At 53.0% G+C, this 12750-nt stretch carries 13 protein-coding genes and 1 tRNA gene; 11 read left to right on the top strand and 3 right to left on the bottom strand.

The window, feature by feature from the left end:
- Position 1: 1 nt before the first annotated feature.
- The 5 genes from DYH27_RS00440 (at position 2) to DYH27_RS00420 (ending at position 4354) form a co-directional block, all read left to right on the top strand.
- Positions 2-754, top strand: a complete 753-nt coding sequence (locus DYH27_RS00440; protein ID WP_025067874.1) for a uroporphyrinogen-III synthase — start codon at positions 2-4, stop codon at positions 752-754.
- Between the two features lie 90 nt (positions 755-844).
- On the top strand, positions 845-1267 hold the full coding sequence (gene rnpA, locus DYH27_RS00435) for a ribonuclease P protein component (protein WP_004354389.1): 423 nt from the start codon (positions 845-847) through the stop codon (positions 1265-1267).
- Positions 1267-1566, top strand: coding sequence for a membrane protein insertion efficiency factor YidD (gene yidD / locus DYH27_RS00430; protein WP_004354409.1), 300 nt, complete (start codon positions 1267-1269; stop codon positions 1564-1566). The genes rnpA and yidD overlap by 1 nt, the downstream gene beginning before the upstream one ends.
- A gap of 133 nt (positions 1567-1699) precedes the next feature.
- Positions 1700-2998: a tyrosine--tRNA ligase gene (gene tyrS, locus DYH27_RS00425; protein WP_025067875.1), complete on the top strand. Its 1299-nt coding sequence runs from the start codon at positions 1700-1702 to the stop codon at positions 2996-2998.
- 129 nt (positions 2999-3127) lie between these two features.
- Complete coding sequence (locus tag DYH27_RS00420; protein ID WP_025067876.1) at positions 3128-4354, top strand: clostripain-related cysteine peptidase; 1227 nt, start codon at positions 3128-3130, stop codon at positions 4352-4354.
- 174 nt (positions 4355-4528) lie between these two features.
- Here the strand turns inward: DYH27_RS00420 and DYH27_RS00415 are convergent, their stop codons facing one another.
- Positions 4529-5758: a glycoside hydrolase family 27 protein gene (locus DYH27_RS00415; RefSeq protein WP_025067877.1), complete on the bottom strand. Its 1230-nt coding sequence runs from the start codon at positions 5756-5758 to the stop codon at positions 4529-4531.
- 74 nt (positions 5759-5832) lie between these two features.
- Positions 5833-5903: transfer RNA gene (locus DYH27_RS00410), tRNA-Gln, on the bottom strand.
- A gap of 858 nt (positions 5904-6761) precedes the next feature.
- Here DYH27_RS00410 and DYH27_RS00405 point away from each other — a divergent pair.
- Positions 6762-7487: a winged helix-turn-helix domain-containing protein gene (locus tag DYH27_RS00405; protein ID WP_025067878.1), complete on the top strand. Its 726-nt coding sequence runs from the start codon at positions 6762-6764 to the stop codon at positions 7485-7487.
- 4 nt (positions 7488-7491) lie between these two features.
- Here DYH27_RS00405 and xerA read toward each other — a convergent pair whose 3' ends face one another.
- On the bottom strand, positions 7492-8439 hold the full coding sequence (xerA, locus tag DYH27_RS00400; protein WP_025067879.1) for a site-specific tyrosine recombinase/integron integrase: 948 nt from the start codon (positions 8437-8439) through the stop codon (positions 7492-7494).
- A gap of 75 nt (positions 8440-8514) precedes the next feature.
- On the opposite strand from xerA, the gene aroQ reads away from it, so the two are divergent.
- The 5 genes from aroQ to rhuM all read left to right on the top strand — a co-directional run bounded on the left by aroQ (position 8515) and on the right by rhuM (position 12662).
- A complete protein-coding gene (gene aroQ, locus DYH27_RS00395; protein WP_025067880.1) occupies positions 8515-8934 on the top strand; it encodes a type II 3-dehydroquinate dehydratase in 420 nt (139 codons plus the stop codon).
- Between the two features lie 58 nt (positions 8935-8992).
- The gene (locus DYH27_RS00390; RefSeq protein WP_262510588.1) at positions 8993-9688 is read left to right on the top strand and encodes an O-methyltransferase; all 696 of its coding nucleotides are present in this window, start codon (positions 8993-8995) and stop codon (positions 9686-9688) included.
- A 262-nt stretch (positions 9689-9950) separates the two neighbouring features.
- Positions 9951-10286: a 30S ribosome-binding factor RbfA gene (rbfA, locus tag DYH27_RS00385; protein ID WP_004354391.1), complete on the top strand. Its 336-nt coding sequence runs from the start codon at positions 9951-9953 to the stop codon at positions 10284-10286.
- Positions 10287-10397: 111 nt separating this feature from the next.
- Entirely contained in the window at positions 10398-11630 is a 1233-nt protein-coding gene (locus DYH27_RS00380) for an FtsX-like permease family protein (protein WP_025067882.1), read from the top strand.
- Between the two features lie 42 nt (positions 11631-11672).
- Positions 11673-12662: a virulence protein RhuM/Fic/DOC family protein gene (rhuM, locus tag DYH27_RS00375; RefSeq protein ID WP_025067883.1), complete on the top strand. Its 990-nt coding sequence runs from the start codon at positions 11673-11675 to the stop codon at positions 12660-12662.
- Positions 12663-12750: the final 88 nt, after the last annotated feature.

The following is a 12750-nucleotide window of genomic DNA, read 5'->3' as shown; positions in this document are numbered from 1 at the left end:
GATGATAAAAAAGATCTTGGTTTCACAGCCCAAGCCGTCAAGCGACAAGTCGCCCTACTATGACATCGCAACGGACTTAGGAGTGGAACTGGTTTTCAGACCTTTCTTCAAGGTGGAAGGGCTCTCGGCGAAAGAGTTCCGTCAGCAGAAGGTCAACCCGCTGGACTATACAGCAGTGGTATTCACCTCCCGTCATGCCGTAGACAATTACTTTAGCCTTGCCAAGGAAATGCGCATCACCATTCCGGAAGACATGAAGTATTTCTGCGTGATTGAGACGATTGCGCTTTACATCCAGAAGTACGTACAGTACCGGAAACGCAAGGTGTTCTTCGGCAACACGGGGAAAATCGACAGCCTCATCCCGACCATGCAGAAGCACAAGGTGGAAAAATACCTCGTTCCGCAAAGCTCCGTGCATACGGATGCACTATCGAAGCTGCTGGATGCCAACAAGCTCAAGCACAAGGAGTGTGTGATGTACCGTACGGTAAGCAACGGCCTGACCGAGGAGGAGGTGAAGAACTTTGACTACGATATGCTCGTGTTCTTCAGCCCGACAGGTGTAAAGGCACTGAAGGAGAACATCCCCGGCTTCGAACAAGGCGACATCAAGATCGCCGCTTTCGGTCCGGCTACCGCCAGGGAAGTCGAAGTGCAGGGACTGAAGCTCGACCTGCAGGCACCCTCGAAGGAATATCCATCCATGACAGGCGCACTGCGTGCCTATCTGGAAAAACAGAAGAAGAAATAGCAAAAGAAGACGGCTTCTCTTCCGGCAGGAAAGGCCGGGGAGAAGCCGCTTTCTGCAACGAGCATACAGGAATTACAGGCTGGGACGGGAATGGAAAAGCAGGAAGAAAGACTGAGAAAGAGAGAACGCCTGTGCAGCAAGAAGCGCATAGACGCACTCTTCGTAACAGGGGGCAGTCATGCCATGACAGCCTTCCCTTTGAAAGCGGTCTATAGACTGGTCGACAGCGAGGCGGCCCCTTCCTCCCCATCAGCTGACACAGAGGCGACGGTACAGGTGCTGGTCAGCGTGCCGAAAAAGCATTTCAAGCGTGCCGTGAAGCGCAACAGAGTGAAACGGCAGGTGCGTGAGGCCTACCGGAAACACAAGAGCCTCATCACCCGTTGCATAGACGGACGGACGGACAAGCAGCTCCTGATCGCCTTCATCTGGCTTGCAGACGAACTGGCGGACACTGCGACCGTAGAGCAGCGCGTGAGCAGCCTGCTCCTGCATATAGGAGAACGTATCTGATGGAAGGAAAGAGAAGGGACAACAGCTCGTCCTATGAGGAACAGAAACAGAAGTCACGGCCTGATCTATCGAATATCTTCTCACGAGGTCTGTCATGGCTGCTGATACTTCCGATACGCTTCTACCGGCAGTTCATCTCTCCTTTCACACCGCCTTCCTGCCGCTTCACTCCTACCTGTTCGGAATACGCCAGGCAGGCTATCCTGAAGCACGGACCGTTCAAGGGACTTGCCCTTGCCATCTGGCGCATATTGAGATGCAATCCGTGGGGAGGCAGCGGATATGATCCCGTACCGTGACAAAGGACGAAAGGAAACATCGGTGCCGGCTTGTCTTCCTTGACTCCCAATAGCCTCTTTAACTCCCAATAATTCCATACAACCCATATAACTTCCCCATAACTCCATATAACTCCCAAAATAAAAGACACAGATGAAGAACTTTGTAGAAGAACTCCGTTGGCGCGGTATGCTGGCTCAGATAATGCCGGGTACCGAGGAACTGCTCCAGAAGGAGATGGTTTCAGCTTACTTAGGAACCGACCCGACAGCCGACTCGCTCCACATCGGACATCTCTGCGGCATCATGATGCTGCGGCATCTGCAACGTTGCGGCCATAAGCCTTACCTCCTCGTAGGAGGCGCAACGGGTATGATCGGCGACCCTTCAGGCAAAAGCCAGGAGCGCAACCTCCTCGATGCGGAGACCCTTTACCATAACCAGGAGGCAATCAAGAAGCAGGTAAGCAAGTTCCTTGACTTCGACGGCAGCGAGCCGAACAAGGCCGAGATGGTCAACAACTATGACTGGATGAAGGACTTTACCTTCCTCGACTTCGCCCGTATCGTCGGCAAGCACATCACCGTCAACTACATGATGGCCAAGGACAGCGTACAGAAGCGGCTCAACGGCGAGGCGCGCGACGGGCTCAGCTTCACCGAGTTCACCTACCAGCTGCTCCAAGGCTATGATTTCCTCTACCAGTATGAGAAATTCGGCGTGAAGCTGCAGCTCGGCGGCAACGACCAGTGGGGCAACATGACGACCGGCACGGAACTGATCCGCCGTACCCTGGGCAGCGAGGCAGAGGCTTACTGCCTCACCTGTCCGTTGATTACCAAGGCTGACGGAAAGAAGTTCGGCAAGACCGAGAGCGGCAACATCTGGCTCGACCGCAACCGCACGACTCCATACGCTTTCTATCAGTTCTGGCTCAATGTCAGCGACGAGGATGCCGAGAAGTACATCAAGATCTTCACGCCATTGGAGAAAGACGTCATCGACGCACTCATCGAAGAGCACCGCCAGGACCCGGGCCGCCGCACACTTCAGCGACGTCTCGCAGAAGAAGTCACCCGCATGGTCCACTCCCAGGACGACCTTGACATGGCCATTGCAGCCTCCAACATCCTCTTCGGCAAGAGCACGAAGGAGAACTTGTTACAGCTGGACGAGCAGACCTTCGCCGATGTCTTCAAGGACGTGCCGCACTATGAGGTATCAAAGGATATTCTCGGTCAGCCAGCCGTCGAGGTCTTCAACCAGGAAGGAATGCAGATCTTTCCGAGCAAAAGCGAGATGCGCAAGCTCGTCAAAGGCGGCGGCGTATCCCTGAACAAGGAGAAACTCGCAGCCTTCGACCAGCCCGTGACTGCCGACGACCTCATCGACGGCAAGTATCTTCTCGTACAGAAAGGCAAGAAGAACTACTCCCTGATCATCGTGAAATAAGTGTCCCGGACTTATTCCTACATAACCGTGAAAAGCCTTACAGAATCCCGAAAGGATTCCGCAAGGCTTTTTTAATCACTTCCGGACGAATGTCCCGCAGCTGACTTACGGGCCGAAAACATTATCATTATGAAGAAGATTATCTTTTTCCTGCAATTGACAGTGCTTCTTGTCTTCACCTCGTGCCATGGTGATGACCCTGTGCCGGACCCCACACCACAACCTCCCGCAGAGGCGGAAAACACCATCTTTGTCTATATGCCGTGGTCGGGCGACAGCGGAAACCTGTACTCCTTCTTCCTGAACAATCTTGCAGACATCAGGCAGGCTGTCCAGGCACAGGGCGGACTGGACGGCAGACACCTTGTCGTCTTCATCTCCCAGACACCCTCCAAGGGCGCACTGATCAACATCGAATACCGGCAGGGACGATGCGTGGACGACACGGTAGCCGTCTTCGACAATACGCGTCCCGGCCTGCAGCCGAACTCTGCCAGCTGGATAACCACTCTGCTGAAACGTGTACAGGAATACGCACCGGCCCGCAGCTATTCGATGATCGTGGGCTGCCATGGGCTGGGATGGCTTCCTGGGAACTACGGTGTGCAGAGCCGCCATGCGAGGTCAGTCTCGGGAAAACATGAGACAGAACGGCTGCCGCTGACACGATGGTTCGGCGGTGAGAGATACAAGACGGACATCTCTGCCCTTGACAAAGGCATCGAACAATCGGGCATCGGCAGGATGCAGTACATTCTCTTCGACGACTGCTACATGTCCACTGTGGAGGTAGCCTATGAACTCAGAAACAGTACCCGCCACATCATCGCCTGTCCCACGGAAATCATGGCACATGGCATGCCCTACGACCGTCTCTGGGCGGAGCTGTCCAAACGTGTGCCTGACTACGGACGTATCTGTGACGAGTTCTACAATTTCTATGTCAGCTATACCAGCCCCTATGGAACCATCAGCGTAATCGACTGCTCGCAGGTGGAGGGAATGATCGGTGTGATGAGAGACATCAACCGTTCGGGCAATCTCGTCACGGTCCCGGAGAATGACCTTCAGGTGATGGACGGTTACCAGCCTTCCATCTTCTTCGACATGGGCGATTACGTCAGCAAGACAGCACAGAACGAGCCAGAGCTGCTGGCCCGATTCACACGCCAGCTCGCCCTCCTGGTTCCCTACAAGCGCAACACGCCCTCGTTCTTTACGTCTGTCAGAGATCCCGAGAACGGCGACATCATACCTATCAGCACCTTCTCCGGCATCACCATCTCCGACCCGTCAAACAACCCAAAAGTCAAAAATGCACTGGGCGGGAATTCCTATTACAAGGCGACGCATTGACGGTCGGGAGTCGCAGACCGGACTCCCATAAGCCCGGGACAGGCCACTTTCTCTGCAAGGAAGAAATCACTGAAGATTAAAAAGTAACGCCCGCTTGGTTTCCAAGCGGGCGTTACTTTTTTGCGGCAGAACGGCAGATGTCCGGGACAAGGTAATTGTTTTTTGCTGATCAGACTACCGTACCGTAACCATAAACACCTTGGTTTCGTGAGGCTGCAGGTCGCCCTGCCAGGTCTTTTGTCGAAGTGTAGTCTTGTGCTCCCATACATCCCTGAACGCGTATTTCTGCGCCTTTCCTATAACTGACAGCGGCAGCTGGATACTCTGGGGCTTGTCGGAAGGATTCATGACGGCAAGTGCCAGCCGGTTGCCGCTCAGCCGACGGAGGTAGACACGGCACACGCCGGGGAAGTCGACTCTGCGGGCAGCCTCTCCGAGCGCATCTTGATTGATGGCAATCATCTCTTTGTTAAGGAGGATGCGGCGTGTGGCTTCGTTCTCGTCCAGGAGGTCGTGGCTCATTGCCAAAGGCGAAGCGAACATACACCACATGGACATCTGTGTCTGATATTCGGTATAGGTGCAGCCCACCCCACCTAAATCGCTCGAAGGGCCGCCTTTCCCGTCAAGTCCGACAATGAGCATATCCATGTCGAGCCAGTGTCCCGGTCCGGCGTATTTATAGAGCGGTTCTGTGATATCGATGATATCCAGAATCCCCATGCCGCCTTGACCGACGATGTCTTTCCACATATCACGCACATCATAGCTCACACGCCAGAGCGAACCGCCGGCCTGCCGTGCCCACCGTTCGGGGTTCAGCTGTCCCCACTCGCAGACACCCAGGGCAATCTTCCGTCCGGAGTCCTGCAGTGCGTCACCCATCTTCCTGTAGCGTTGATGGGCAACGGCACTGTCGGAAGGAGCGTGGCAGTAGTCGTATTTCAGGTAGTCGATGCCCCATTCGGCAAAGGTCTTGGCATCCTGCTTCTCGAACCCATAGCTGCCCGTATAGCCGGCACAGGTGAGCCGGGCGGCGTCGGAGTAGATTCCGAGCAGCAGCCCCTTCGAATGAACATAATCCGCCAGCGCCTTCATGCCGCTCGGGAACTTGACCGGATCGGGGATGATGTTGTTCCGCTTGTCGCGTCCTCCCTGCCATCCGTCGTCGATGAAGATGTATTTATAGCCTGCTTCCGCATAACCTGCAGAAACCATTCTGTCGGCAATCCGCCGGATAAGCTGCTCGCTGATGTCATCCTTGTACTTGTTCCAGGTCATAAAGCCCATGGGAGGTGTAAGTTCCAGAGAGTCACGGCCGAGAGCGGCGGCAGCCGGCGCAGCCAGCAGCAAGGCTGAAAAGAACAGGACTGCCTTTCTGAGTTTAGATAGTTGATAAGTCATAAATGTTGTATTTCAGGATGAAGCTCTAAACGGAAAATCCGCGGCCCCTTATTGGATCTGCGGATTTCCTGCTGTTGTCCCAGGCGGATTCGAACCACCACTGACAGAACCAAAAACTGTAGTGCTACCATTACACCATAGGACAATCGTGGGTGCAAAGGTAGTGCATTTTGGTTTAACGCCCAAATTTTGATGTATAATTTTATGAGGCAGTCCTCACCGTACCGTTCACCCTCGCAGCATCGTGTTTCAGCACAGAACATTTCGGTGTGACTTCTGCCAACGGACGGCCTTATCGGGCCGACTTCCCGCACCGCCTCTGTCTCTAAAATCAGGATTCAGAACTTACTGATTGGCAGACGGTTACGAGCACGCTTCCAAAAGGTGCCTGATTGCACGCCAAGTAACGCCCGATTGAGGCCCGAACAGGCGTTAGTTGCAGTGCAAGTAACGCCCGTTTGGAAATCAAGCAAGCATGGGTAAGAATTAATGCCGGGCAACGTTCTCCCGCAGGCATCGTTTTCCCTTTCCAAGGACAGTAGTCAAAGAGAAAAAAACCGACCGTTTCCCGGATAAAGAAACGCAGTATTCTTGGTTCTTCCGAAATATGGAGTGATAAAGCAGGCCTACTACATAGGGCACACAGAGAAACGGAGAAAACAGAGGGAAAAAACTATCACGGAGGTACCGATGGCACAAAAGAGCGACAGAGATGTAACGTACTGGCTTCTTTTATTTCTGGGACAAACGCCATTCATCATTCTCACCAACAAATGCTCTGGTAAAACTCTCAGAGAACCTCCGTTGCTCCACGCACCGACGGCGCCTCCGTTATAGGGTTTCCACCTCCGTTCACTCCCTGCCTCTGTGTGATATTTCATCAAAGTCATCAACTCACGAGACAAACCTCATCACTCCAAATTCCTGAAGACCCATATTTCTTACCCCCCGGCATCTCATTCAGTTTTTTTGTGTATATTTGCAGAAACATAATGAGAAGCCTATGAAACCTATCTCTTCCGTCATCCTGTTCCTGCTGCTCGTCAGCTCGGCCGTATGGGCAAGCATCGACAGCTATCACCGTGCAGAGACCGCCATTGTACAGGACTTGGATCAGGCTCTGTCGAAAACGCTCGCCCAGAAGCGTGAGGCATGGATAACGCCCGACACGATACAGTACTATCGGCAGCATCTGCAGATTGCCGGCCTGAAAAGCCGTTCGTTCGTCTCCTATGCGCTGGGGGAAGACAGCCATTCACTGTGCAGCAGACAGATGAAATGGGCATCCGGCAGACATCTGCTGACTTTCCAGGGCTATGCCGACTGCTCCTTCGCCACGGTATGGGGACTGTCCGACCAGCGTCTGCCCCTTGCCTTTCTGCTGTCGGCAGGGCTGTGGATGGCGGTTTCTTCAGTGTACCTGCGCCGGCATCGTGAAGGACGGATGGTGCTGGGGCGAATGGTCTATGCTGCGTCTGACCACAGCTTCCGTGACCGCCATGGAGAAAAGATTCCCTTCACACCGATGCAGCGGGAGCTGATGGAACTGTTTGTCAATGCTGCTGGAAGCAAACTCTCGAAGACTACGATTTGCGAGAAGCTATGGCCCGGGAAGCCTGATGCAAGCGAAACGCTCTATACACTTGTCCGCCGGATGAAACCCATTGTAAGTGAACGCTGCGGCTTGAAGATCGTAGCGGAAAGGGGAGACGGATACCGCCTGGAGTAGCAGGTCAGCCTCCTTGTCCGGGAGATTTGCGGTGCTCCTTGTCGTACCTGATGTTACGGGGATGATGCTCGAGGATCTCCTGCCGGAGCGTGGAGGTGTCGATATGGGTGTATATCTCGGTCGTCCCGATGCTTTCGTGTCCCAGCATCGCCTGAATGGCACGCAGGTCGGCACCGCCTTCGAGCAGGGAGGTGGCAAAGGAGTGGCGCAGGGTGTGGGGAGAAATGGTCTTTCTGATGCCGGCCTCAACGGCGTACCGCTTGATCATGATGAGAATCATCGTGCGGGTGAGGTGGTGTCCGCGGCGGTTGAGGAAGACATAATCTTCCTCGCCGGGTTTTATCTTCATCACGTTGCGGTCGGCAAACCAGCAGTCCAGTTCGTCCAGGGCACGGGGCGAGATGGGGACCAGCCGCTCTTTCGACCCTTTTCCCATCACACGGACAAACTGCTCTTCCCTGTAAAGGTCGGATAGCTTCAGATGCGTGAGTTCAGAGACACGCAGCCCGCAGGAGAACAGCACCTCGATGATGGCACGGTTGCGGTGTCCCTCCCATTTGGTCAGGTCGACAGCCTGTTCCAGGAGGTCGACTTCAGCCGTGGAAAGGACCTCCGGCAGGTGGTCCGGCTGTTTGGGCGACTCCAGCAGCTCTGTCGGGTCTGCTTCCATATAGCCGTCAAGGACAAGAAAACGATAGAACTGGCGTACACCGCTGAGGATACGGGCCAGGGAGCGGGCACCGATGCCGAGGTCGGAGACCGATGCAGCGAAGTGCTCCAGCTGCTCCAGCGTCACATCCGTCACGGGCACCTGATCGCCGGCGAGATAGCGCAGGAGCTTGTCCACATCATGCAGATAGGCATCCAGGGTATTGGGCGAACAGCCTTTCTCCAGTTTCAGATAACGGCGGAAACGGCCGACAATATCCTTTGAACTCTTGTCTGTTTCCATTTATTTTCTTATTTTTGCATACTGTATTCCGTATGCAAAGATACATCAAAAACTGATATTCGAGAAGAAAGAAACATGAAAGTAATCATTATCAACGGTCCTAACCTGAACCTGCTGGGCATCCGCGAGCCGGGGATATACGGCAAGGAATCAATGGAAACATTCCTTCCACGGCTGCGGAAACGATATGCCGGCATGGAGATTGACTATTATCAGAGCAACGTGGAGGGCGAACTGATCGACAAGCTGCAGGAGACAGGATTCTCGTATGACGGTATCATCCTCAACGCCGGAGCCTACACGCATACCAGCATCGCCCTTCTCGACTGCATCCGTTCCCTCCGCACACCTGTGATAGAGGTACACATCAGCAATGTCAACGACCGGGAAGAGTTCCGCCGGAACTCGATGATCGCCCCTGCCTGCAAGGGCACCATCCAGGGCTTCGGCCTCGACAGCTACCGGCTGGCCATAGAGGCATTGTCTGCCCTTTAGCCCCCATCATCACTCATCATCGCTTATAATTTCCCATCACAGCCTATCATCGCCCATCATCGCCCATCACCGCCTACCATCACCTACCATCACCCTAAAGATGACAACAACCGACCGCGACTCCTACCTCACCTCCCACATCGACCCCGAAAGCGATTACCTCTATCGCCTCTATCGTGCAACAAACATCCATACCATTCACGGACGAATGGCAAGCGGACATCTTCAGGGACGGCTTCTGAAGATGCTCGTCCACATGATACGCCCCAAGAACATCCTCGAGGTGGGGACATTCAGCGGCTATTCTGCCATCTGCATGGCCGAAGGATTGGAAGAGGACGGGAAACTCTATACCTATGAAATCAACGATGAGATGGAGGACTTCACAAGACCGTGGATTGAGGGGTCGCCGGTGGCCGGCAGGATCGACTTCCGCATCGGTGATGCCGCCGAAGAAGCCCCAAAACTCGGGATTGTGTTCGATATGGCTTTCGTCGACGGCGACAAGCGTACCTACACAGAAGTCTATGAAAAGATTCTGCCCATCATTCGGCCCGGCGGATACATCATTGCCGACAATACCCTGTGGGACTGGCACGTCATCGACCCGGCCTACGACCACGATGCCCAGACCATCGGCATCCGACGCTTCAACGATTTCATAGCCAATGACAATCGTGTGGAGAAAGTCATCCTGCCCTTGCGTGACGGGCTGACACTGATAAGGAAGAAAGACCTCCCACGACCTCTCTAAAGCCTCACCCCCTGCCCCCCTCTAAAGCCTCACCCCCGACCCCTCTCCGAATGGAGAGGGGAGTAATTACCGATAAAGATTAAGATTAGCTACTATCCATTACCGCCCATTACCGCCCATTACCGCCTATCACCGCTTATCACTACCTATCACTACCTATCACTGCTTATCACCGCTTATCACCGCTTATCACCACCAAATGTTTGTGATTTCCTCAAACATTCAGTACCTTTGCACGACAAAAACCATAAAATAAAGAATTATGCAGGAAACAAGACAGAACCGCATAGCACGCCTCCTCCAGAAGGAGCTGGCAAGCATCTTCCAGACGCAGACACGCATGATGCACGGCGTACTGGTCAGTGTCACACGTGTGAAGATAAGCCCTGACCTCAGCGTCTGCACAGCTTATCTCAGCATATTCCCATCTGAAAAGGGGGAAGAGCTGCTGAAGAACATCAATGCCAACGAGAAGACCATCCGTTACGAACTGGGACAGCGTGTACACAACCAGCTGCGCATCATCCCCGAACTTCGCTTCTTCATCGACGACTCCCTCGACTATCTGGACCGCATTGACGAGCTCCTGAAGAAGTAATATCCTCATCCATCACCGCTTATTATCGCCTATCATCGCTTATCACCGCTTATCACCGCTTATCACCGCTTATTACCGCTTATTACCGCTTATCCCCACCTATCCCCCAGCATGAACTTCCCCTTTTACATCGCCCGCCGTTACCTCTTCTCGAAAAAGAGCACGCATGCCATCAACGTCATCAGCCTGATCTCCGTACTCGGCGTGTCTGTGGCGACAATGGCACTGGTCGTTGTATTGAGCGGATTCAACGGATTCTCCGACCTTGTCGCCTCTTTCTTCACCAATTTCGATCCGCAATTGAAGATTGAGGCCGCTAAAGGTAAAGCCATGCCGGCCGATGATGCGCTGCTCCAGAAAGTAAAGCGCCTGCCCACGGTGGAGGTTGCAACAGAGTGTGTGGAAGACCAGGCGCTGGCCGTCTATCACGACAAACAGGCCATGGTGACCGTGAAAGGAGTGGAGGACAACTTCGATTCACTGACGCATATCAGCAACATCCTTTATGGCGACGGCGACTTCACGCTCCATGCGGCCAACCTGCAATACGGCGTTCTGGGCATCCGGTTGGCACAGGACCTCGGTACGGGCGTGGCATGGCAGGACTACCTGCAGATATACGCTCCGCAGCGGGAGGGACAATACGATGCCTCCGACCCGACAAATGCCTTCGTGAAAGACTCACTGGTGTCACCGGGTGTGCTCTTCCAGGTGAAACAGACGAAATACGACAAGGGCTACATCATTACCTCTATCGACTTTGCGCGCCGTATCTTCAACCGCCAGGGGGAGGTTACCTCACTGGAACTGCGCATGAGACCGGGTGTTGACATCGACAGGGAGAAACAGGAAATACAGGATATTCTCGGCAGGAAATACAGGGTTCTGGACCGCTACGAGCAGCAGGCCGACACCTTCAACATCATGCGCATAGAGAAACTCTTTGCCTACCTGTTCCTTACATTCATACTCATGGTGGCGTGCTTCAACATCATCGGTTCGCTCTCCATGCTCATCATCGACAAGAAAAATGATGTCATCACGCTGCGCAACCTCGGTGCGACAGACGGTCAGATACGCCGTATCTTCCTCTTCGAAGGACGTATGATCTCCGCCGCAGGAGCACTCATCGGCATTGCACTCGGGCTGCTGCTCTGCTGGCTTCAACAGACCTACGGACTTGTCCAGCTCGGTGACCAGGCCGGCAATTTCGTCGTCAACGCCTATCCTATCAGCGTCCACCCGGAGGACATCATCGTCATCTTCTTCACCGTCATCCTCGTCGGCTGGCTTTCCGTGTGGTATCCTGTGCGCTATATGAGCCGTAAACTGACGAAGGAATAAGCATCCCTCGCCCACTGACTAACAACTAAAAACCTAAACAACATGACTGAAACCTTAAACGACAAAATTATCATCTATCAAAGTGAAGATGGTAAAACCCAGCTTGACGTAAAGTTGGAACAGGAAACAGTATGGCTAACACAGAAACAAATAGCTGAACTATTTGGTACAAAGAGACCAGCCATAACAAAGCACTTAAAGAATATTTATGCTTCAGAGGAATTAACCGAAGAAAGCACATGTTCCATTTTGGAACACATGGGTAACGATGGTAGACAAAGTTACAATACGAAATATTATAACTTAGATGCTATCCTTTCTGTAGGTTATCGTGTGAACAGCAAGAATGCTACCCGTTTCCGCCAATGGGCGAACTCTGTCCTCAAGCAGTATCTTGTCAAAGGCTATGCCATCAACGAGAACATACGCAAACAGCAGATTGCAGAGCTACGCCAACTGATACAAGTCTTAGGCAGAGCCATCCAGCAACAGCCCGCAAAGACGACAGATGAAAGCAATGCTCTCTTTGATGTTGTAGTAGACTATACATACGCACTCGATACGCTCGACAACTATGACTACCAGCGACTTCACATCGCAAAGACCACCAATGAAGAGCCCTTCCATGCGACTTACGAGAATGCCATGCACGAGATAGATATGCTCCGACAGAAGTTTGGCGGCTCTGTTCTCTTTGGTAATGAGAAGGATGACTCCTTCAAAAGTTCTATCGGACAGATCTATCAGACCTTCGATGGTACGGAACTCTATCCGAGTGTAGAGGAGAAAGCGGCTATGCTTCTCTATCTTGTTACCAAGAACCACTCGTTCAGCGATGGCAACAAACGCATTGCAGCCACCCTCTTCCTATGGTTTATGAACAACAACGCTATCCTCTATCGTCCCGATGGCACTAAACGAATTGCGGACAACACACTCGTTGCCCTCACCCTGATGATTGCCGAGAGCAAGACTGAGGAAAAGGATATAATGGTAAAGGTGGTGGTAAACCTTATCAACCAAGCCAATTAATCCGCATTGCTATAAACTTTTAGTAGACAGATAGTAGTATTTCGGAAAATAATTCTTATATTTGTCGTAAATATAAGAAGCAAAGATA

Origin of the sequence: Prevotella denticola, assembly GCF_900454835.1 — a bacterium.
Classification (GTDB): Bacteria; Bacteroidota; Bacteroidia; order Bacteroidales; family Bacteroidaceae; genus Prevotella; species Prevotella denticola.
Note: the sequence above shows the minus strand (reverse complement) of the source record. Positions and strands in the feature narration are given on the sequence as shown.